Here is a 20,460-nt window from a genome sequence, read left to right on the forward strand (position 1 = left end):
CCGTAGAGTGGCGGCCGTGATGGCCCCCGAATCTGACAACACGCGGTTGCCGCTGCGCGCCGGGGCGATGCTGCTGTTCGCGATCGCGGTGGTCTGCATCGGGTTGGGCTGGCATTCCGCGGTCACCACCACCAGCAGTCCCGAGGCCGACCTGCGGGCCGCCGCGTCGAGCGCGTCGGAGACCCCGTCGTCGTCCGCCGGGTCGTCGTCGGCGGAGGCCGGTGCGCCGGCGAGTGGTACGAGTTCGTCCACCTCGGCCTCGGCATCGGGTCCTCTCGTCTGTGTCTACAACGCCGGGTCGCAGTCGGGCCTAGCGGTCGAGGTCACCGACACCCTCAAGGCCAAGGGCTACCGCACCAGCGAGCCCGGCAACCTGCAGTCGGCGAGCATCACCGAGAACACGGTCTTCTACACACCGTCGCTGCGCGACGAGGCAGAGAAGGTCGTCGCCGACCTCGACAACGGTGCGACCGCAGATCCCCGTCCCTCGGCCTTCACGCAGTGTCGCGGCGGGATCGCGGTCATCGTCATCACCCGATGACGCCCGGCCCGTGATCGTCGTCGGGCGACGAGCGGGCGGCGGGACCCCGCACGTGGCACGCCGGATATGATTTCCACCGACGCGCCCGCCCCGCGCCCGATCACAACAAGGGAGACCTTCCGCGATGATGTTCCAGCCGACCCTCCGCCACGCCGGTGTGCGCCGCGCACTCGTGCTCGCCGCCTCCACGGTCGCCGCCGGAGCAGTCCTCACCGCGTGCAGCCCGGGCGAGGAGCCCAGCTCGCAGCAGGGCACCACGCCCGCCGTCGTCACCGGTGACCAGGCCCCGAACAACCTCGGCATCAACGAGCGGGAGGCCGGCGCATCACCGACCGAATCGGGCAACGCCGAGCCGTCGGGCTCGGGTCTGACCGCGTCGCTGATCAGCCCCGGAGGCGCACGCGTCGGCGAGGCCACCTTCTCCACCGAGGGCTCGGCGGTCCGTGTCGACGTGAAGGTCACCTCCGGGATCACCCCCGGCTTCCACGGTTTGCACATCCACTCGGTGGGCAAGTGCGAGAACAACTCCGTCGCCCCCACCGGCGGCGCCCCGGGCGCGTTCCTGTCCGCCGGCGGCCACTTCCAGGTCGACGGCCGCACCGGCCATCCCGCGAGCGGCGACCTGGTGTCGATCAACGTCACCGGGGCGGGCACCGGGGAGACGGTCACCACCACCAGCGCGTTCACCCTGAGCCAGATCGCCGGCAAGTCGATCATGATCCACTCCGGCCCCGACAACTTCGCCAACATCCCCACGCGCTACGCGCCCGCCCCCGACCAGGAGACGCTCTCGACCGGTGACGCCGGCACGCGCGTCGCCTGCGGAGTCATCGAACAGGGGTGATCGCCCCCATCGAGTTCCGGGGTTCTGCCGCACCGACACTGGGTGTCGAGTGGGAATTCGCCCTGGTCGACAAGACCACCGGTGAACTCTCGAATTCGGCTGCGGCACTGTTCGATCGGGTCGTCGACCTCGCGGATTCGACGCTGGACAACCGGATTCACCAGGAGTTGCTGCGCAACACCGTGGAATTGGTGACCGGTGTCTGCACCACCACCGGTGAGGCCATGGCCGATCTGCGGCACACCCTCGGCGTGGTGCGCGCCATCGCCGACGACATCGGCGTCGACCTCTTCGGCGCCGGCACGCATCCCTACAGCGAGTGGTCGACCCAGCAGCTCACCGAGTCACCGCGCTACGCCGAGCTGATCGAGCGCACGCAGTGGTGGGGACGCCAGATGCTCATCTGGGGCGTGCACGTGCACGTCGGCATCGACCGCCGCGACAAGGTCCTCCCGGTGGTGAACGCCCTGCTCGCGTACTACCCGCACCTGTTGGCGCTCTCGGCGTCGTCGCCGATGTGGGCGGGCACCGACACCGGCTATGCGAGCAACCGCGCCATGATGTTCCAGCAGTTGCCGACGGCAGGTCTGCCGTTCCAGTTCTCCGAGTGGGCCGATTTCGAGGCGTTCGTCGCCGACCAGAAGACCACCGGCATCATCGACGACATCAACGAGGTGCGATGGGACATCCGCCCCTCGCCCCGCCTCGGCACCGTCGAGGTCCGGGTGTGCGACGGCGTCTCGACGGTCGCCGAACTCGAGGCCCTCGTCGCACTCATTCACTGCCTCGTCGTCGACATCGACGACCGCCTCACCGCCGGTACCCTGCCGCGGGAGATGGCACCGTGGCTGGTGCAGGAGAACAAGTGGCGCGCAGCGCGGTACGGCCTCGACGCGGTCATCATCCAGGACGCCGACTGCAACGAGAGACTCGTGACCGACGACCTCGCCGACATCCTGACCCGGCTCGAACCCGTCGCGCGACGGCTCGACTGCGTCGCCGAACTCGCCTCGGTCTCGTCGATCATCGACGGCCGGGGCTCGTATCAGCGCCAGCGCGCGGTGTTCGCGCAGACCGGTGACATGCGCGACGTGGTGACCGCGGTGGTCAACGAACTCGGCCGCTGAGCCGAGTCGGTCAGACGGTCGGTCGGGTCGCCTGCTGCTCGAGGTCGCGGGCGAGCAACGCGATGTGTGCCCGCGAGATGCCCTCGGGGAGAGCCAGATCGATACCGGTGGTCTGGGTGATGCGACGCAGTCGGTAGTCGACGGTGTTCGGATGGATGTGCATCCGCCGCCCGGTGCCCTTGCGGTTGAGCCCGGTGTCGAGGTGCACCCGCAGCGTCTCGAGGAGCTCGGGATGGTTGTCGAGCGGCTCGAGGGTCGAGGCGAGATGATCGCGCGCCGGACCGGGACGGGTGATCTGGTACTCGATGAGCAGATCCTGCATCTCGTAGAGACCCGGCGGGCGGCGGATCGCGCGCACCAGATCCATGAGCTCATGGCTCTCCGAGGCGAGCTCGGGGATGCGGTCGGTGGTGCCGATCGAGTGCGTCGCGATGATCGGCGCCTCGGCCACGGCCGAGAGGTCCTCGAGCAGCTCACCGTTCAGCACCGGCATGTCGGTGTCGGCGGGGATCAGCACGGTGCCACCGTTGTTGCTCAGCAGCGTCAGCGCGCGGGAGTTGAAGGTGGTCGCCAGCGACGACTGGACGCGACGCAACTTGCGGCGCGCGGCGATCTTGGTGTTGACCCGCGGGTCGAGCTCGTCGGGATGGGGCGCGATGGTCATCGACACCACCTGGTAGCTCTGTGCGACCGGCAGTCCGGTCTGGCGAGCCACCGACGACGCCGTGTGCCCCGACAGCAGCGCCGACATCAGCGTCTGCGTCGCCGACTGGTGCTGGCCGGCGACGAGGCGCTGCTCCTCCACGTACGCGGTGGCGACGGTGACGGTGAACGTGTCGAGCAGCTTCATCACGAGGCGGAAACCGGAGACGAGGTCGGCGAGATCGTCACCGCCGGCCTTCGCGGCGATCAGGTCGAAACCGATCTTGATGCCCTCGTGGTAGGTGTGGATGATCGTGTCGAGCGGCACGCCCTCGCGAGCCCACTGCGCGGCGGCCTCGCGGAGCTGGGCGAGCTGCTCCTCGCCGGGCGGACGCTGCTCGTCGAGGATCTCGATGGCCATGCGCAGACAGGTCTGGGTGACGGCGGTGACGTCACCGTGCAGCTGCTCGCCCGGGAGCGTCCCGCAGGGCGCCACGTTGTCGGCGAAGTGCCCGACCAGTTGGGTCGCCAACTTGTTGATGTCCGACAGCGACCGCGATGCGGGAAGGCCCGCCACGGTGATGGTCGGACCCGGCGCGCGATCCCCCGACGCGGCCGTGGTGTCCAGATCGGTGCTCGGTGTCGACATGATCAGTGGTACTCCCCGCTCCTTCACACGCACCCCCAAAGCCACGTGCGATTCATTTCGTGAGGTGAACAGTAACGCATGTTGAGGGGCCCCGGAAGTGTGCAGCTACACAAGTTACACATCCTCACGATCTGCTACGCAGATCGGGCATTCCGAGGGGTGCGTACCGTCTGAGCACCGACGATGTCCATGCCGATCGGTACGGCCGAACCGGTCAGTCCGACGAGCCGGAGTCCGCGTCGGAACGCTGCATCAGATCGTCGCGCACCCGCTGCTCCTGATACGCGAGTCGCCCGATCCGGTGGGCGACGACCGGTGCGGTGATGAGGGCGAACAACCCCGACAGCACCAGCATCCCGAAATCGACACTCCCGGCGAGACGGATCATCGCGGCGATCAGGATGAGCAACAGCCCGAACGTCTGCGGCTTCGTCGTCGCGTGCATCCGCGTCATCGTGTCGGGGAAGCGGAGCACACCGATCGACGCGGTGAACGCCAACACCGACCCGGTCAACACCAGGATCGCCACCACCACATCCGTGATCACCGTCGGACCTCCGGACTCGTCATCACCATCGGACCTCCGGCGCCGCTCACCGTCGGACCTCCGGTCCGGCACTGGGCTCGCCGGTCACCGGATGCACCCGCACGACGTCGTCGCGGACGCGGAACCTAGCGATCGCCACCGACCCCACGAAGCTGAGCAACGACAGCGCGACGATGGCGGGCACCACGGTGGAGTCGAGGCTGTAGGCCGCCCAGCCGGCGAGGCTGCACATGGCCAGCGCGACCACCGTGTCGAGGGCGACGAGCCGGTCGAGGGTGTTGGGGCCCACCAACACCCGGATCATGGTGATCACCGCCGACGCCAGCAGCAGGATCGCCGCGATAATCCAGACGATCGTCATCGCCGGTCTCCCTTCGCCTCGGGCACGGAGCCCCTCGTCTCGTGCGGGTCGCTGCGGACGGGAGCCGCGCCGTGGAACTCGTCGTCGAGACCGTGGTACGGACTCGGATGCCATTCACTGTCCCGCTCGAAGGCCCGGATGAACAACCGTTCGACGGTCTCCATCTGCCGGTAGAACGCGCGCACCTTCTTCTCACTGCTCACGTCGATCAGGTGAACGTAGAGCAGGCGACGGCGATGGTCGATCTCGACGACCATCGTGCCGGGCACCAGGTTGATGTAGTCGACCGCCAGCGTCAGCACCATGTCGGACTTGATCGCCAACCGCGTCCGCAGCACCGCCGACAGCGGTGGGCGACGCGGGCGGACCGCGAGCCACGCGACCTCGGCGCTCGACACGAAGAAGTCGCGGATCAGGTAGGCCACGAGCAACACGACCGTGGCGGGGTGGATACGCCCCTCCACGGGCACCCGCGGCAGAGGTAGCAACACCAGGATCACCACCGCGACCGCGACACCGCCGAGGATGTTCGCCCACGAGATGGTGCCCCACAGGAGCACCCACACGAACGTGAGCCACCCGATGGTCCACAGGCGGACCGCGATCTCACGGCCGTCGCCGCCCAGCCACGACAGCAGGTGCACCCGCGACTTCGCCCACACCACCGCCTTCGTGAGATGCCACGCGACGCTGAAGAACGACACCCGCCACGCGTGGTGCAGCCGCCCGTAGACCGGCCCCTTCGTCGGGATCGGCCCCATCTCCCGCCGGGGTTCGTCCGTCATCGGGAACCTCCCAGCACGGCGTCGAGATAGAGACTGGAGTCGGTCAGCTCGGCCGCGGCATCGTTGGTGAAGTCGAAGATCGGCCCGGCCCACACGGTCAACGCGACACCGGCGACCACCATCAGCATCGTCGGGACCACCATGCCGATCGGCATGCGTCCGACGTCGGCACGATCACCGAACGCGATGTCACCCTCCTCCTCGACCAGCGCCGAGGGACCGGTGTCGGCGAGATCGCCCTCGGGGGCGTCGGCACGCGGACGCCAGAACGCCTTCGTCCACACCCGCGCCATCACGTACAGCGTGAGGAGGCTGGTGACGACCGACCCGGCGACGAGCAGCCACGCCAGCACACTGCCGTCCTGCGTACCCGCCTCGATCAACGCGACCTTGCCGATGAACCCCGAGAACGGCGGGATGCCGCCGAGGTTCAGCGCAGGGATGAGGAACAGCCCGGCCAGCAGCGGACTGGCGGCCAGGCCACCGAGGCGACGCAGCGACGCCGAGCCCGCCTGACGTTCGATGAGACCCACCACCAGGAACAGCGTCGTCTGCACGAGGATGTGGTGCGCGACGTAGTAGATGGCGCCGGACAACCCGAAGCGTGACGACAGGGCGATGCCGAAGATCATGTAACCGATGTGGCTGACCAGCGTGAACGACAGCAGTCGTTTGATGTCGGCCTGGGCGATGGCACCGAAGATGCCGACCAGCATCGTCAGCAGACCGGCCACCAGCAGCACCGTGTCCATCGAGCCGCCGGGGAACAGCAGGGTGTGCGCCCGGATGATGGCGTACACACCCACCTTCGTGAGCAACCCGGCGAACACCGCGGTCACCGGGGCCGGGGCCGTCGGGTAGGAGTCGGGCAGCCACGTCGACAGCGGGAAGACCGCCGCCTTGATCCCGAACGCCACCAACAACACCGCGTACAGCGCGCCCTTCGTCCCGTCGGGGATGTCCTGCAGCCGGACCGCCATCTGCGCGAGGTTGAGCGTGCCGGTCGCCGCGTACGCGAAGCCGATACCCGCCAGGAAGATCAGCGACGACACCATCGACACCAACACGTACGACACACCCGCCCGCACGCGGTCGGCACTCGCGCCGAGTGTGAGCAGCACGAAGCTCGCCGCCAGCAACACCTCGAAGGAGACGTACAGGTTGAACAGGTCGCCGGCGAGGAACGCGTTGCAGACACCCGCGGTCAGCGCGAGGTAGGTGGGCAGGAAGATCGACACCGGCTGCTCGGTGGTGCCGTCGCGGATACCCTGCCCGACGGCGTAGAGCACGACGCACAGCAGCACCACCGTCGACACCACCAGCATCAGCGCCGAGAGCTGATCGGCGACGAGCGTGATGCCCAACGGGCCGTTCGTGTAACCCTTGCCGTCCCAACCGCCGACGTGCAGCGCGTAGGTGCCGTACTTGTCGGTGAGATACAGCAGCAGACACGAGGCGACGAAGGCCGCGCCGATCGCGGTGACGGCCACGGCGCGCTGGATCCGGGGACTGCGACCCATCACCAGGGTGAGCGCCGCGCCGGCCAGGGGCAGCAGCGTCGGGATGATGGTCAGCGTCGCGAACCAGCTGGTGTCGATGGTCATCGCCGATCACCTGCTTCCGGCGAGCCGTCATCTGTCACACGCGATTCTGGCGAGCCGTCATCTGCCGCATCCGGGGCGATGTCCTCGGCAGCGACACCGGCGAGGTCCGGGTCGTCGGGGATGAGGTCGTCGTTGGAATCGTCGTCGGCCTCGTCCTCGGGCATCAGGTCGGCCTCGATGCGCCGACGCTTGCGCTCACGGATCTCCTCTGCCGACAACGGGGTGCCGTCGTCGTCGAACATGTCGCCGGACCGGGTGTCGACACCGGTGACGGGGTCGTCGCTGCGGTCACGGTCGGGCGCCTCCGACAGCGACTGCTTCTTCACCTTGAGATCCTCGGGGTCGTCGTCGACCTCGTCGTCGGTGTTGATCACGAACGACCGGTAGGCGAGGGCCAGGACGAAGGCGGCGATGCCCATCGTGATGACGATCGCGGTGAGCACCATGCCCTGGGCCAGCGGATCGGCGTCGGCGGTGCGGCGATCCGACGAGCGCCCGTAGATCGGCGGGTTGCCCTCGCGTCCGGCGATCGTGATGATCAGCAGGTTCAGGCCGTTGCCGACGAGCAACAGCCCCAACAACATCCGGATGAGGCTGCGCTCGAGCAGCAGGTAGACACCGCACGCGGCGAGGAGCCCGGCGACGATGAGCAGTCCGAGGTTGATGGTCACGGGCGTGCCCCCATCCCGGTCGCATCGGCCCCGGCCGACGCGCGGCCCGCGGTGGTCGAGGTCTCCTCGATGTCGAGACGCGCGCCGAGGCTACGCAACACGTCGAGCACAAGTCCGACCACGATGAGATACACGCCGAGATCGAAGAACAGCGCGGTGACGAGCTTGATGTCGCCGAGGACGGGCAACGTGAGCTCGATCGTCGCCGACGACAGCGCCGGCGCACCGGCGAACACCGACGCCAGCGCCGTACCCACCGACAGCGCCAGGCCCAGCCCGAGGATGCGACCGGCGTCGACCGGGATGGCCTCGCCGAGCTCGTATCGCCCGCCGGCGAGATAGCGCAGCACCAGCGCCATACCCATGGTGAGGCCGCCCGCGAATCCACCGCCGGGCGCGTTGTGGCCGGCGAAGAAGAAGTAGATCGAGGCGACGACCATGGTCGGGAAGATCAGCCGCGTCGTCGCCTCCAACACCATCGAGCGATGCCGCGGATCGCGGAGCTCGCTGCCCCGCAACCAGGTGGTGCGGGCGGTGGGCATGTCGTCGACGGCGTCGGGATCGGCGCCGTGGAACCGGGCGGCGTCGGCGACGCGCGGTGCGGCACCGAACCGACGGTGACGGAACACCATCGACGCGACACCGGTCGCCGCGACCAGCAGCACCGACACCTCGCCGAGGGTGTCCCAGGCGCGGATGTCGACCAGCAGCACGTTGACCGCGTTGGCGCCGTTGCCCAACTCGTAGGCGGCCTTCGGCAGATCGTCGGCGACGGGGGTGGTGGTGCGCGCGCCCGCCGCGTAGAGACCGATCACCACCAACAGCGCACCGAACGCGAGACCGATGAGCGCCCGCAGGGGCTTGAACCCGGTGGAGTGCCGCGCCTCGGCCTCGGCGGGCAGCTTGCGCAAGACCAGCACGAAGATCACCAGGGTCAGCGTCTCGACGAGGAACTGGGTGAGCGCGAGGTCGGGGGCGCCGTAGAAGGCGAAGATCATGCCGCAGCCGTACCCGGTGACGCCGACGACGAGGGCCGCGGCGAGTCGGTTGCGCAGCACGGTGGTGGCGATCGCCGCGGCGATCATGATCCCGCCGATGACGACCTGGGCGAACGAGTCGAACCCGTTGAGGTCCAAACGGTTTCGCGCACCGATCAGCAGTGCGACGGTGGGCACCACGATGGTGGTGACCATGATGACGCCCTGTGTCAGCGGCAGCGAGCCGCGCTGCGTCACGCGGGTCAACGCCAACGACACCGTGTCGGCGCCGCGCAGCACCGCATCGTAGATGCGGTCGGCGTTGCCCAGTGGCGGCGTGTGGAAGCCCAGGCGGCGGCGACGTCGTCGCAGCACCACGAACGTCCCGACACCACCGACGATGACGATCACGGTCAACAGCAGCGGCAGGGTGAACCCGTGCCACAGCGCGAGGTGCTCGAGTTCGTGGCCGTTCGTGGGCAGCGTCTCCGCGTAGGGCTCGAACAGCGATCCGAGCGGGCCCGCGACGAACCCGGCTGCGACACCGAGCGCGGCGAGGATGCCGGCGGGGGCGATGAACGCGACCGACGGGTGATGCATGCGGGCCACCGCGGCGCTGGGTTCACGGCGGACCTTGCGGCCGAACGCCCCCCAGAGGAATCGGGTGGTGTAGGCCATCGTGAGGATCGACCCGAACACGACCACCGCCGTCGACACGGGGCCCTGCCAGCCGTCGAACCCGTCGACGTCGAGCAGAGACGTGAGCGCGGCCTCCTTGCCGACGAACCCGAGGGTGATGGGCAGTCCCGCCATGCTCGCCGAGGCGACCGCGGCGATCACCGCCAGCGACGGCGCCGTGCTGCCCAGACGGGCCAGTTTGCGGACGTCGCGGGTGCCGGTGGAGTGGTCGATGACGCCGACGACCATGAACAGCGACGCCTTGAACAGGGCGTGTGCGACGAGCATCGCGACACCGGCCAGCGCGACGTTCGCATCGCCGGTGCCGACGAGCACCATGAGGAAGCCGAGCTGCGACACCGTGCCGAACGCCAGGATCAACTTCAGGTCGAACTCGCGCAGCGATCGCCAACCGCCCAGCACCATCGTCAGCATGCCCAGGCCGACGACCGAGATCTGCCAGGCCATGAGGTCGCCGAACCCGGGGGCGAGCCGCGCGACGAGGAAGATGCCCGCCTTCACCATCGCCGCGGCGTGCAGATAGGCGCTGACGGGTGTGGGTGCGGCCATGGCGCCGGGCAGCCAGAAGTGGAACGGGACGATCGCCGATTTGCTGAGGGCGCCGATGAGGACGAGCACGACCGCGACGGTGACCGCGGTGCCGGTCGGGGGGTTCGCGATCACGTCGGAGAGCAGGTAGCTGCCGGCCCGCTCGCCGAGGATGACGATGCCCGCGAGCATCGCCAGTCCGCCCGCGGTGGTGACCAGCAGGGCCTGGGTGGCGGCGCGACGCGACGTCGCGCGCTGGGCGTAGAAACCGACCAGCAGGAACGACAGGACGGTCGTCGCCTCCCAGAAGATGTAGAGCACGATCATGTTGTCGCTGACCACGAGCCCGAACATCGCGCCGGTGAACGCGACCATCTGCGCGCCGAACCCCGCCACACGCCGCCGGATCCGGGGTCCCGATGGGCTGTCGTCGTTGTCGAAGTACTCCGCGCAGTAGCAGAGGACGAGTGCGCCGACGCCGAGCACGAGGATCGACATGATCGCCGAGAGGGTGTCCATCCGCAGATCGATGTCCATATGCAACGCCGGGACCCAGTGGATCGACTCCAGGCGTGGTGACCCACCGGCTCGCGGCCACTCGACGATGACCCCGACCATCGCCGCCGCGGGGGCTGCTGCGAGCAGGTAGAAGCCACGGCGGCCGAGCCAGGAGATGATCGCGGGCGCGGCGAGAGCCGTGAGGACCAGCGCGATCAGGGTGGCGATCAACAGGCACTCCGTCGTTCGATGGGCGGGGTGTCACGCGACGGCCGATGGTGCTGCTGGGCGGCCGCGTTCTCCCAGCTTACCGGCGGCGCGAGCGCCGGTGCTGTTCGGGGGACGCGGTGCCGTGCGGCCCGCGATAGGGTTCCAGCGGCGAAGTGGACGGCCGACCGACCCGGCGGCACGTGGAGCGAAGGACGTGGTTGCAGGTGACAGGCCCGGATCATCAGTGGCGTCGGTGGGGGCGGCGGGGCGGTACGGCGACGCGGTGGGTGGCGACGGTGATGATGCTCGTCGCGGCGGTGCTGCTGGCCGGATGCGGGTCGGGCTCGTCCTCGCAGGCGGAGAGTTCCACGGCCGGCGCACTGCAGTTGCCCGCGGATTTCCCGCGTGCCGACGTCCCACTCATCGAGGGCGCGCTGTTGTCCGCGGGCGGCTCGGCCGGCGAGGGCTGGAACCTCACCGTGCAGGGCTCGTCGACCATCACCGCCGCACTCGACGCCGGCGTGAAGAAGCTGACCGATGCCGGGTACCGCGAGGTCCAGCGCAGCACCGACGGCGGCAACCAGGTGGTGGTGTTGACCTCGACGAGGTCGTCGACCACCTACACCGTGGAGGTGGGCAGTGTCGCGGGCGCTGCGGGCGGACCGAACTCGGTGTTCTACCAGGTCTCCCGGAGCTGAGCTCGCGCGCGGCCACAGCGACCTGACAGGTGATGTGAGGTCGCCCAGCAGTTCTCGTCGATAGAAACGGTCGTACCCGACGCCGTGTCGGGTATCCGATCGCGAACGCGCCGATGTGCGCGTCGCCCGACGAGAAGGTGATCTCGACGATGACCAGTCCCTCCGTTGCCCCGACCGTGCACGACGTTCCCCCGCCACCGCACCCGGCGATCGCCGCCGAGCGGCCGTCGTTCGGCGCGTCCCTGGGCAGCCGCAGCACCGAGTTCAAGAACGCCCTGATCGCCGGTGGTGTCGGCATCGCCGTGGCGTTCATGGCCGCCGGTTTCGGCCTCGGCTTCTGGGCCGGTGACTCCGGCTCGTCGACGACCGCACCCCAGCAGGGGTTCTCTCAGCAGGGGCCGGGCCAGATGGGCTCGACCCAGGGTGGTTCGACCCAAGGTGGTTCGACCCAAGGGGGTTCGACCCAAGGGGGTTCGACCCAAGGGGGTTCGACCCAAGGGGGTTCGACACAGGGCGGTCCGATGGGCGGCATGACCCCGGGTGGCCAGATGGGTCAGGGCCAGACGGGTTCGGGCCAGACGGGTTCGGGCCAGACCGGCACCGGCACCGCGGGCACGACGACGAGCTGAGACGGGTCAGCGCCGCTCGGGGCGGCGTAGGCCGAGCCGGGCCTGCGACTTCTGCGGCCGACTGCGGTCGATCGCGCGCATGGCCCGGCGTTCGGCGCGGCGTTCCTTGGGTGCCTGATCCCACGTGTGCGGACGCGACGCGATCCAGCGTTGGGTGCGCCAGGCGAACGGGATGTGGACCAGATACGCCGCGATCACCAGGAACATCAGCAGATACGGGAACGTGACGAGCAGTGCCGCACAGATCGCGACCAGGATGAGCAGGCCCACGACCGCGCGCGGCGGGATCGAGTAGGTCTTCAGCGACGCGGTCGGGATACGGCTCACCGCGAGCGCGGCGGTCAGCATCATCCAGGTACCCACGGCGGCGAGCGAGGTCCACCAGCCGGTGCCGAACTGCTGCTCGGCGGCCACCGGCAGCAGCGCGATGAGTGCGGCGGCCGGTGCGGGCACGCCGACGAAGTAGTTCTTGGTGTACTCGGGGACGTCATCGTCGTCGTCGATGATGTTGAACCGCGCCAACCGGAGCACCACCGCGCACACGAAGATCAGCGCGAGCACCCAGCCGGCGTCCTGCCCACGCAGCAGCAGCAAGTACAGCGTGAGTGCCGGGGCCACACCGAAGTTGATGGCGTCGGCGAGCGAGTCGAGTTCGGCGCCGATCTTCGTGGTGGCGCCGAGCAGTCGTGCGATGCGTCCGTCGATGCCGTCGAGAAGGGCCGAGGCCGCGATCATCCCGACCGCGAGATCGACGCGGCCGTCGAGGGCGAACCGTGCCGCCGACAGGCCCGCGCAGATCGCGAGCACGGTCAGCGCCGACGGGACCAGCAGGCGGCCGCCGCCGAGATCGGGGACACGGGAGCGGTTGTGCGCCACGGACTGTCGGAGGGTGCGACGCCGACCCGTGGTGCCCCGTCCCGCCCCCCGGCGTCCGGTGGGACGGCGCGGGGACCGCACCGACGTCCGCCGGGCGTCGATCACGTCAGGCTCGCGAGAACGGTCTCGGCGCCCACGGCCCGCTGGCCGGGCAGCACCAGCGGCGCGGCGCCCTCGGGGAGGTAGACGTCGACGCGCGACCCGAACCGGATGAGGCCGTAGGTGGCGCCGAGGGTCAGTGTGTCGCCGGGACGCGCCTCGCAGACGATGCGGCGCGCGATGAGCCCGGCGATCTGCACGACACCCACATCGACGCCGAAGGCGGTGCGGATGCGCATCGAGGTGCGCTCGTTGTCGGTGCTGGCCGCGGGGAGATCGGCGGACAGGAAACGACCGGGGGTGTGGGTCACCGACACCACCTCGCCGGCGATCGGCACCCGTTGCACGTGGACGTCGAGGACGCTCAGGAAGGTCGACACACGGGGCAGGGGACGGTCGCCGAGGCCGAGTTCGGCCGGGGGCACCGCGGTGTCGACGAGCGTGATCTCGCCGTCCGCGGGGGCGACGACCGCGCCGGTCGTCGTCGGGGGGACGCGAGCGGGGTGGCGGAAGAAGGTCGCCGACGCCAGGGCGAGCGCGGTGGCGGGGCGGCGGATCCACCGGTGTCGGCGCGCGACGAGCGCCACGGCGGCCGGCCCGGCGACGAAGGGGATGCCTGCGGGGTGCATCGGGGGGACGGTGTGGCGGACCAGTTCGACGACGTGGGCGACGCCGCTGGTGTGCTCGGTGAGGACGCCGTCGACGGGCGGGGCGGCGATGCCGTCGGTCTCGAGGAGATGCGGCTCGGGCCGGTCGATCGCGTCGACCGCGTGTGTCCGGCCGGGAGTGCGGGGCCGTCTCGCCACGTCCGCTGCTCCGTCCCTCGACAAGTGTGTGATGGTGCGTGCCCGGCATGCGCCGGACGTGTGTGCCGACGTACGCCGGACGCGCCCAGGATAGCCGAGCGCCCCCGGGCGCCCCGCGCCCCGCATGCGGGTGCGCCGCGGGTCAGGGGTCGAGCAGGATCACCTCGACGACGCTGCCCGCCGCGACGTCGGCGGCGTCGGCCGGGATGTCGATGAGGGCGTTCGCCGAGGCCAGGAAGCGGAGATGGTGCGACGACGGAGGCCCGATGGGCTGCACCGTCGCGGCCCCGTCGGGGTCGACGGTGACCACACCCCGGCGGAACTGCTCTTTGCCCCGCGGTGATCGCATGTCGTCGGTGAGTCGTGCGCGACGGCGGACGCGGGCGGCGGGGAGCCCCATCGATGCCCGTAGCGGCGGGCGCACGAAGATCTCGAACGACACCTGCGCGCTCACCGGGTTGCCCGGCAGCGTCACGATCGGCACACCCGGGGAGCCGGCGGTGTCGCGGTCCGCACGGTAGGTGCCGCACCCCTGCGGCATCCCGGGCTGCATCGCGACCTTCACGAACTCGACGCCGTGACCGGAGAGCGCGTCCTTCACCACCTCGTACGCGCCGGCGCTGACCCCTCCGGAGGTCAGGATCAGATCGACGCGCCCGGCAGGGCCGTCGCCGCGCACCATCGCGTCGAGACGCGCACGGAACTGCTCGACGTCGTCGGGGACGAAATGCACCGGCGTCGCCCGCCCACCGGCCTCGCGCACCGCCGCACACAGCATCGCGCCGTTGCTCTCGTAGATCTGGCCGTGCTCGAGATCGACCCCGGGCGCCATCAGTTCCGAACCCGTGGACAGCACCACGACGTGGAACGGTGCGTGCACCGGAACCTGTGCGACACCGAGGGCCGCGAGCAGCCCGACCTGGGACGCGTGCAGCACGGTCCCGGCGGTCAGCGCGGTGTCGCCGGCGGCGATGTCGGAACCCGCACGTCGGATGCTGGTGCCCTCGGCGACCGGTGCGGCGATCGCGACCCGCTCGACGCCGCCGTCGGTGGCCTCCACCGCGACCACGGCGTCGGCACCGTCGGGCAGCGGTGCGCCGGTCATGATGCGGTGGGCCGTGTCCGGGTCGAGTCGCAGGCGATCGGTCCGCCCGGCGTAGATGTCCTCGGTCACCACCAGTCGTGTCGGGGTGTCAGTGGAGGATCCGGCGACCTCGGCGGCGCGCACGGCGTAGCCGTCCATCGCCGAGTTGTCGAAACCGGGCAGGCTGACCGCGGCGCGCACGTCGTCGACGACCGCACGTCCGAGGGCGTCGGCGATGGCCACCGACTCGATCGGCGTGGGGGAGAACAGGTCGGCGACGATCCGCGCGTGGTCGGCGACCGACCGCAGCGTCGCGGGGTCCTCGAGGTGCTGGTGCCCGTGCCCGTGGTGGTCGCCGGCGCCCGCGGTCACGACGGGTACGCCGCGAGGAACAGCGCCTCCGACAGCGCGGTGCGGCGGATCTCGTCGGGGTCGACGCTCTCGTCGGGAGCATGGATGCGGCACCGGGGTTCCTCCACCCCGAGCAGCGCGATCTCGGCCTCGGGGCAGATCTCGGCGAGCACCGTGCACAGCGGGATGGAGCCGCCCTGGCCGGAGTGCGCGACCTCGGCGCCGTAGGCCGTCGCCATGGCCGCGGTGAGTGCGCGGTAACCGGGGCCGTCGGTGGAGGCGGCGAACGGCGCCCCGACCGCCTCGGGGTCGATCGTCACCCGTGCGTTCCACGGGATGGCGCGACGCAGATGGGCCTCGAGGGCGTCGCGGGCGGTCGTCGGATCGATGCCCGGTGGCACGCGCAGGTTGAGCACGGCCGATGCGGTGGGCACGATCGCCGCCGCGCAGTTCGCCGTCGACGGTGCGTCGAGGCCGATCACGGTGACCGCGGGCCGCGCCCACACCATGTCGGCCGGCGCGCCCGAACCGATCACGTCGACCCCGTCGAGAACCGTTGCGTCGGAGGCGAAGACATCGCGGTCGTACGGGACGCCCGACCACGTCTGGTCGGCGGCGAGTCCGTCGATGGTGGTGTTGCCGTCGGCGTCGCGCAGGCTCGCCAGTCCGGCGATGAGCGCGGCGAGGGCGTCGGGGGCGGCGCCGCCGAACTGGCCGGAGTGCACGTCGGAGGCCAGCGTGGACACGGTGACCTTGAGGTTGGCGACGCCGCGCAGGCTGGTGGTCAGTGTCGGTGCGCCGACGGCGACGTTGCCGGTGTCGGCGATGAGGATCATGTCGGCGGCGAACAGCTCGGGCCGCTCGCGGGCCAGGTGGTCGAGGCCCTCACCTCCGGCCTCCTCCGAACCCTCGATGACGACGCGGATCCCGCAGCCCAGCGCATCGAGGCCGGGGTGCGCCGCGAGTGCCCGCAGCGCGGTGAGGTGGGCGACGACGTTGCCCTTGCAGTCGGCCGCGCCACGGCCGAACCACCGCCCGTCGCGGTCGGTCAGCATGAACGGCGGCGAGTTCCAGAGACCCTCGTCGCCGGCGGGCTGGACGTCGTGGTGGCTGTAGAGCAACACCGTGGGCGACCCGTCCGGGCCGGGTCGGTGCCCGATGACCGCCGAACTGCCGTCGGAGGTCACGATCGATTCGCACACGACACCCACCTCGGCGAACGCGGCGGTCACCCAGTCCGCGGCCCCGGCGCAGGCGTCGCGGTGCGACGGGGAGCCGTGCACCGATGCGAACGACACCAACTCGGCGAGATCGGCACGCGCGGCGGCCATCAGCTCATCGGTGACATCGACCGCCTCGGCGTCGACGGGGGGACGGTTCGCGGGGTGGTCGGCCATGTTTTCAGCATGCCATCCCCACGTGCTGCGACCCCCCGCGGTGACGACTAGCTTGAGAACACATGACAATCGGGCTGCTGCTGGACATCGACGGGGTACTGGTCACCTCGTGGCGTCCGCTGCCGGGCGCGGTCGACGCACTGGCCGCGCTGCGCGAACGCGATGTCCCGCGGATGTTCCTGACCAACACGACGTCGCGATCGCGTGCCGAGATCGCCGACGCTTTGAGCGACTGCGGGTTCGCCGTCGACCCCGAGGAGATCCTGAGCGCCGCGCGACTGACCGGTGAGTACCTGCGGGCGAACCATGCGGGCAAGCGGGCGTGGGTGCTCAACAAGGGCGCCATCGCCGCCGACCTGACCGGCGTGGAGGTGGTGACCGATCCCGATGACGCCCCCGAGGTCGTCGTGCTCGGCGGCGCGGGACCGGAGTTCACCCATGACGCGATGTCGCGGGTGCTGGAGTTCATGATCGCCGGGGTGCCGGTGGTCGCGATGCACCGCTCGATGACGTGGTCGACCGAGCAGGGCGTCCGCATCGACACCGGTGTCTATCTCGAGGGCCTCGAGAAGGCCGCGGGCACCACCATCCGGGCCATCGGCAAGCCGTCGCCGATCGGCTTCCGCGCCGCGGTGGAGATGATGGGACTCGAACCGACCTCGGTCGTGATGGTCGGCGACGACATGCACAACGACGTCCTCGGCGCCCAGGCCTCGGCGATGATCGGGGTGCTGGTGCGCACCGGCAAGTTCCGGGCGACGGCCCTCGAGAAGTTGCAGGCCGACGAGTTCGGCCCGGTGCCCGACCACGTGATCGATTCCGTCGCCGATCTGCCCGCGCTGCTCGACCGGCTGGGTCGCTGACCGCCGGATCGACTCCGCAGCGCTCACGGAGAGCGAAACCCGGTGATCGACGGCGGGCGTCTCCTACGCTGTCGCGGGAACGGTGCCGACTCCCCGGCGCCGACCGCCACGAGAGGATGGGTCAGATGAGCGGATTCAAGGACAAGTTCGACAAGGCCTTCGAGGACAAGCCGATCGACGAGCTCGCCGACGCGCCGGTGGACGCGTTGCAGGGGGTCAGCCCGCGGCACGCCGAACTCCTCAAGGAGGCGTTCAACATCACTACGGTGAAGGACCTCGGCACCAACAAGTACTTCCTGTGGGCCCAGGCGGTGTCGAAGCTCGCCGAGTGAGATGAGCTGACGGAACACCTCGAGGCCGTCGCCGGATCGCGTGGCCCGGAGAGCGTTTCAGCCCCGTTCGGCGGCGGCCTTGATCTTCTGGAGGGTCTCGCGCATGCCCTCGGCGAGTTCGTCGTCGAACGGCTCGGTGCCGCCCATGAACTTGCCGATGAGGAACGCCGATGCGGCGGTGGTCTTGCCGTTCTTCGCGACCCGGCGTTCGGTCAGCGTGACCCCGCGGTCGGTGGGGGTGATCTCGAATCCCCACTCGGTGCGGTTCTCGGCGATCCGGTAGGTGATCTGACGATCGGGCTCGAACCGCGTGACGGTGGCGGTCGTCGGCCACACCAGCAGTCCGCGCTTGTTGACGTTGATGGTCTTCGCGCCGAGTCGGGTCCTCCCGCCTCGTACGATCACCTTGCGGCACTGCGGACTCCACTCACCCATGCGGGCGAGGTCGGAGACGATCGACCACACCTTCTCGGGGGTGGCCTCGATGTCGGTCGAGGTCTCGATCAGCGGTGCTGCCATGGGTTGTCTCCTGGTGGTCGACGCGTCGATGCGTGAAGTGGGAGTCTATCGGCCCCGACGTTCACGCCGAGGTCTCGGCCGGGCCCATCGACACGCGGCCGGTGCCGATGCCGGCGAGTGTCCCGCCGTCGACCAGCAGGTCGACACCGCTGATGAAACTCGCCTTCGTGTTGTCGAGGAGGAAGTCCGCGGCGGCGGCCACGTCCTCGGCGGTCCCGAACCGGCCGGCCGCGTTGTCGTTCACCATCGACTTGTACGCGTCGTGGGCGAACTCGGCCTCGTACTCGTCCCAGCCCATCGGGGTGGCGACCACCCCGGGGCTGATCGAGTTGACCCGTGCGCCGCGGTCGCCCCACCGCGGCGCCTGGGCCTGTACGCGGATCTGGTTGGCGCGCTTGGCGTATCCGTAGGTCATCGCCCGCGCGAGGTCGGCGGGGACATCGGGCATCGACAGCAGCCCGACCTCCGCGAGGTCCTCGGCCGGTGCCGTCGCGAACGTCGCAGCGGTCGCGGAGTCCACGGCGTCACGGAAGATGTGACCGGCGATGCTGGCGATGTAGATCCCGGCGCCGCCGGGAGCGATGACCTCGCCGAACTCGTCGAGCGAGATCGCCATCCCCACCAGGTCGACGGCCGCGATCCGCTCGGCCGACGCCTGTGCGGGCGACAGGCCCGCCGTGTGCGCGACCGCGGTCACCGGGCCCAGCCCGGCGGCGAACTGCGCGAGATCGCGCACCGACCCGCGGTCGCTGACGTCGACGGCGTGGTCGCGCACGTCATGGCCCTGACGACGCATGGCCGAGGCCAACGCCTGCAGACGGGCGTCGTCGTGGTCGGCGAGGACCACCGGACGACCGGACCCCAGACGACGCGCGATGGCCTCGCCCATCCCACCGACGCCGACCACCACCAACACATCACCGATCATCCAGTCAGAATAGACACCTGTCTGGACGATCGTCCGCAAATGCGGCGATCGGTGACGTCAGATCAGCGTGAGCATGTCGTGATCGGCGACCGTCTCCGACAGGGCGCGCAGGTGGCCGTCGGACCCACCGAGGGTGTGGGCGATCGCGGTCAGGCGGCTCACCACGTGACCCACGGGGTACTCGGCGGTGAGGCCGATGCCGCCGTGGAGTTGGATGGTCTCCTGGCCGATGAGACGCGCCGAGTGGCAGATCTGCAGCTTCGCGCGTGATGCGGTCGCCGGGTCGACGTCGTCGTCGGCGAGACGCATCGTCGCGTAGGTGCTGATGCTGCGCGCCAGCTCGAGCTCGACGTACATGTTCGACGCGCGATGGGTGAGCGCCTGGAACGTCTTGAGCGGCACGCCGAACTGCTTGCGCGACTTCAGGTATTCGGTGGTCTGGTTCAGGGCCTGCTCCATGGCGCCGACGGCCTCGGCGCACAGGAGGGTCTGGGTGACGACCTCGGTCTTCGTGATCACCGCGGCGGCGTCCTCGACCGGCAGTGCGGTCGCGGCCGCACCGTCGAGGGTGACCCGGGCGGCGCGACGCCGGTCGTGGGTGCGCAGCGCGGTGCGGGTCACGCCGTCGGCGTCGGCGTCGACGAGGAACAGCGCGGGTGCGCCGTCGAGCGTGGCGGTGACGACGAACTTCCCGGCGACGTCGCCGGCGAGCACGGGGCTCTTGATGCCGGTCAGGGTGTAGCTGTCGCCGGAGGCGGTGGCGGTGGTCGCCAGGGCTGCGGTGGGCCACCGGTCGCCGGGCTCGTCATGGGCGTAGGCGAGCACCAGCCCACCCTCGGCGACCGCGCCGACGATCTCGCCGCGCAGAGCGTCGTCGGTGACCGCGGCGATCGCCACACCCGGCGTCGCCATGCCGGTGATGAACGGCTCCGGGGCCAGCGACCGTCCGAATTCGCCGGCCACGACCGCGGTCTCGGCGAAACCGGCACCGGCGCCGCCGTCGTCCTCGGAGAACGGGAGACCGAGGATGCCGATCTCGGCGAGCGAGCTCCAGACCTTCTCGCTCCAGCCGCGGTCGGTCTCGGCGACCTCGCGGAGCTTCTCTACGTCGTAGGCGCGGCCGAGCACCTCACGCGCGGTGTCGCGCAGGAGCGACTGCTCCTCGGTGAGTTCGAAATCCATGGGGGAGTGACCC

At 70.1% G+C, this 20,460-nt stretch carries 21 protein-coding genes; 7 read left to right on the forward strand and 14 right to left on the reverse strand.

Features of this window, described 5'->3' with window-relative positions; genetic code table 11:
- The first annotated feature begins 19 nt into the window (after nucleotides 1–19).
- From OG579_RS16325 to OG579_RS16335, 3 genes are all read left to right on the forward strand, one after another.
- Nucleotides 20–541 (forward strand): LytR C-terminal domain-containing protein, encoded by a 522-nt coding sequence (locus OG579_RS16325; RefSeq protein ID WP_328856791.1) that lies wholly within the window; start codon nucleotides 20–22, stop codon nucleotides 539–541.
- A gap of 124 nt (nucleotides 542–665) precedes the next feature.
- The gene (sodC, locus tag OG579_RS16330; protein WP_082501646.1) at nucleotides 666–1,385 is read left to right on the forward strand and encodes a superoxide dismutase[Cu-Zn]; all 720 of its coding nucleotides are present in this window, start codon (nucleotides 666–668) and stop codon (nucleotides 1,383–1,385) included.
- Nucleotides 1,385–2,512 carry a glutamate--cysteine ligase gene (locus OG579_RS16335; protein WP_328859276.1) on the forward strand — a complete coding sequence of 376 codons (1,128 nt, stop codon included), beginning with the start codon at nucleotides 1,385–1,387 and terminating at the stop codon, nucleotides 2,510–2,512. Before sodC ends, OG579_RS16335 begins: the two co-directional genes overlap by 1 nt.
- A 10-nt stretch (nucleotides 2,513–2,522) precedes the next feature.
- Here the strand turns inward: OG579_RS16335 and OG579_RS16340 are convergent, their stop codons facing one another.
- The 7 genes from OG579_RS16340 to OG579_RS16370 form a co-directional block, all read right to left on the reverse strand.
- A complete protein-coding gene (locus OG579_RS16340; RefSeq protein WP_328856792.1) occupies nucleotides 2,523–3,803 on the reverse strand; it encodes a PucR family transcriptional regulator in 1,281 nt (426 codons plus the stop codon).
- Between the two features lie 214 nt (nucleotides 3,804–4,017).
- A complete protein-coding gene (gene mnhG, locus OG579_RS16345) occupies nucleotides 4,018–4,350 on the reverse strand; it encodes a monovalent cation/H(+) antiporter subunit G (protein ID WP_055785930.1) in 333 nt (110 codons plus the stop codon).
- Nucleotides 4,351–4,396: 46 nt separating this feature from the next.
- Nucleotides 4,397–4,711 (reverse strand): monovalent cation/H+ antiporter complex subunit F, encoded by a 315-nt coding sequence (locus OG579_RS16350; protein WP_045821673.1) that lies wholly within the window; start codon nucleotides 4,709–4,711, stop codon nucleotides 4,397–4,399.
- Nucleotides 4,708–5,496: a Na+/H+ antiporter subunit E gene (locus OG579_RS16355; RefSeq protein WP_045821674.1), complete on the reverse strand. Its 789-nt coding sequence runs from the start codon at nucleotides 5,494–5,496 to the stop codon at nucleotides 4,708–4,710. Before OG579_RS16355 ends, OG579_RS16350 begins: the two co-directional genes overlap by 4 nt.
- Nucleotides 5,493–7,100 carry a Na+/H+ antiporter subunit D gene (locus tag OG579_RS16360; protein WP_045821675.1) on the reverse strand — a complete coding sequence of 536 codons (1,608 nt, stop codon included), beginning with the start codon at nucleotides 7,098–7,100 and terminating at the stop codon, nucleotides 5,493–5,495. Before OG579_RS16360 ends, OG579_RS16355 begins: the two co-directional genes overlap by 4 nt.
- Nucleotides 7,097–7,771 carry a Na(+)/H(+) antiporter subunit C gene (locus OG579_RS16365; RefSeq protein ID WP_328856793.1) on the reverse strand — a complete coding sequence of 225 codons (675 nt, stop codon included), beginning with the start codon at nucleotides 7,769–7,771 and terminating at the stop codon, nucleotides 7,097–7,099. The genes OG579_RS16360 and OG579_RS16365 overlap by 4 nt, the downstream gene beginning before the upstream one ends.
- A complete protein-coding gene (locus OG579_RS16370; RefSeq protein WP_328856794.1) occupies nucleotides 7,768–10,704 on the reverse strand; it encodes a Na+/H+ antiporter subunit A in 2,937 nt (978 codons plus the stop codon). The genes OG579_RS16365 and OG579_RS16370 overlap by 4 nt, the downstream gene beginning before the upstream one ends.
- Before the next feature lie 203 nt (nucleotides 10,705–10,907).
- Between OG579_RS16370 and OG579_RS16375 the strand changes: the two genes are divergently transcribed.
- The gene (locus OG579_RS16375) at nucleotides 10,908–11,381 is read left to right on the forward strand and encodes a hypothetical protein (protein WP_328856795.1); all 474 of its coding nucleotides are present in this window, start codon (nucleotides 10,908–10,910) and stop codon (nucleotides 11,379–11,381) included.
- 149 nt (nucleotides 11,382–11,530) lie between these two features.
- Nucleotides 11,531–12,010, forward strand: coding sequence for a hypothetical protein (locus tag OG579_RS16380; RefSeq protein WP_328856796.1), 480 nt, complete (start codon nucleotides 11,531–11,533; stop codon nucleotides 12,008–12,010).
- A gap of 6 nt (nucleotides 12,011–12,016) precedes the next feature.
- On the opposite strand, the gene OG579_RS16385 is transcribed toward OG579_RS16380, so the two are convergent.
- The 4 genes from OG579_RS16385 to OG579_RS16400 form a co-directional block, all read right to left on the reverse strand.
- Complete coding sequence (locus tag OG579_RS16385; RefSeq protein WP_082079849.1) at nucleotides 12,017–12,991, reverse strand: CDP-alcohol phosphatidyltransferase family protein; 975 nt, start codon at nucleotides 12,989–12,991, stop codon at nucleotides 12,017–12,019.
- Nucleotides 12,988–13,704 carry a phosphatidylserine decarboxylase gene (locus OG579_RS16390; protein ID WP_328859277.1) on the reverse strand — a complete coding sequence of 239 codons (717 nt, stop codon included), beginning with the start codon at nucleotides 13,702–13,704 and terminating at the stop codon, nucleotides 12,988–12,990. Before OG579_RS16390 ends, OG579_RS16385 begins: the two co-directional genes overlap by 4 nt.
- Before the next feature lie 229 nt (nucleotides 13,705–13,933).
- Nucleotides 13,934–15,184, reverse strand: a complete 1,251-nt coding sequence (gene moeA, locus OG579_RS16395; protein ID WP_328859278.1) for a molybdopterin molybdotransferase MoeA — start codon at nucleotides 15,182–15,184, stop codon at nucleotides 13,934–13,936.
- Nucleotides 15,185–15,243: 59 nt separating this feature from the next.
- Nucleotides 15,244–16,623, reverse strand: coding sequence for a dipeptidase (locus OG579_RS16400; RefSeq protein ID WP_328856798.1), 1,380 nt, complete (start codon nucleotides 16,621–16,623; stop codon nucleotides 15,244–15,246).
- Nucleotides 16,624–16,685: 62 nt separating this feature from the next.
- On the opposite strand from OG579_RS16400, the gene OG579_RS16405 reads away from it, so the two are divergent.
- Together OG579_RS16405 and OG579_RS16410 are read left to right on the forward strand one after the other, a co-directional pair.
- Nucleotides 16,686–17,486, forward strand: coding sequence for an HAD-IIA family hydrolase (locus OG579_RS16405; protein ID WP_328856799.1), 801 nt, complete (start codon nucleotides 16,686–16,688; stop codon nucleotides 17,484–17,486).
- Between the two features lie 125 nt (nucleotides 17,487–17,611).
- Nucleotides 17,612–17,818: a hypothetical protein gene (locus OG579_RS16410; RefSeq protein ID WP_328856800.1), complete on the forward strand. Its 207-nt coding sequence runs from the start codon at nucleotides 17,612–17,614 to the stop codon at nucleotides 17,816–17,818.
- A gap of 57 nt (nucleotides 17,819–17,875) precedes the next feature.
- On the opposite strand, the gene OG579_RS16415 is transcribed toward OG579_RS16410, so the two are convergent.
- The 3 genes from OG579_RS16415 to OG579_RS16425 all read right to left on the reverse strand — a co-directional run bounded on the left by OG579_RS16415 (nucleotide 17,876) and on the right by OG579_RS16425 (nucleotide 20,447).
- Complete coding sequence (locus OG579_RS16415; RefSeq protein WP_328856801.1) at nucleotides 17,876–18,337, reverse strand: SRPBCC family protein; 462 nt, start codon at nucleotides 18,335–18,337, stop codon at nucleotides 17,876–17,878.
- Between the two features lie 61 nt (nucleotides 18,338–18,398).
- Nucleotides 18,399–19,265: an SDR family oxidoreductase gene (locus tag OG579_RS16420; RefSeq protein WP_328856802.1), complete on the reverse strand. Its 867-nt coding sequence runs from the start codon at nucleotides 19,263–19,265 to the stop codon at nucleotides 18,399–18,401.
- Nucleotides 19,266–19,322: 57 nt separating this feature from the next.
- Nucleotides 19,323–20,447 (reverse strand): acyl-CoA dehydrogenase family protein, encoded by a 1,125-nt coding sequence (locus tag OG579_RS16425; RefSeq protein ID WP_328856803.1) that lies wholly within the window; start codon nucleotides 20,445–20,447, stop codon nucleotides 19,323–19,325.
- Nucleotides 20,448–20,460: the final 13 nt, after the last annotated feature.

The sequence above is a fragment of the Williamsia herbipolensis genome (assembly GCF_036153515.1).
Classification (GTDB): Bacteria; Actinomycetota; Actinomycetes; order Mycobacteriales; family Mycobacteriaceae; genus Williamsia_A; species Williamsia_A herbipolensis.

Excerpts from the sequence above, each read along its gene's own strand:
- OG579_RS16360 (WP_045821675.1), bottom strand. The coding sequence starts at position 7,100 with ATGACCATCGACACCAGCTGGTTCGCGACGCTGACCATCATCCCGACG.
- OG579_RS16410 (WP_328856800.1), top strand. The coding sequence starts at position 17,612 with ATGAGCGGATTCAAGGACAAGTTCGACAAGGCCTTCGAGGACAAGCCG.
- OG579_RS16420 (WP_328856802.1), bottom strand. The coding sequence starts at position 19,265 with ATGATCGGTGATGTGTTGGTGGTGGTCGGCGTCGGTGGGATGGGCGAG.
- OG579_RS16415 (WP_328856801.1), bottom strand. The coding sequence starts at position 18,337 with ATGGCAGCACCGCTGATCGAGACCTCGACCGACATCGAGGCCACCCCC.
- OG579_RS16380 (WP_328856796.1), top strand. The coding sequence starts at position 11,531 with ATGACCAGTCCCTCCGTTGCCCCGACCGTGCACGACGTTCCCCCGCCA.
- OG579_RS16400 (WP_328856798.1), bottom strand. The coding sequence starts at position 16,623 with ATGGCCGACCACCCCGCGAACCGTCCCCCCGTCGACGCCGAGGCGGTC.
- OG579_RS16340 (WP_328856792.1), bottom strand. The coding sequence starts at position 3,803 with ATGTCGACACCGAGCACCGATCTGGACACCACGGCCGCGTCGGGGGAT.
- OG579_RS16425 (WP_328856803.1), bottom strand. The coding sequence starts at position 20,447 with ATGGATTTCGAACTCACCGAGGAGCAGTCGCTCCTGCGCGACACCGCG.
- OG579_RS16350 (WP_045821673.1), bottom strand. The coding sequence starts at position 4,711 with ATGACGATCGTCTGGATTATCGCGGCGATCCTGCTGCTGGCGTCGGCG.
- OG579_RS16325 (WP_328856791.1), top strand. The coding sequence starts at position 20 with ATGGCCCCCGAATCTGACAACACGCGGTTGCCGCTGCGCGCCGGGGCG.
- sodC (WP_082501646.1), top strand. The coding sequence starts at position 666 with ATGATGTTCCAGCCGACCCTCCGCCACGCCGGTGTGCGCCGCGCACTC.
- OG579_RS16355 (WP_045821674.1), bottom strand. The coding sequence starts at position 5,496 with ATGACGGACGAACCCCGGCGGGAGATGGGGCCGATCCCGACGAAGGGG.
- OG579_RS16405 (WP_328856799.1), top strand. The coding sequence starts at position 16,686 with ATGACAATCGGGCTGCTGCTGGACATCGACGGGGTACTGGTCACCTCG.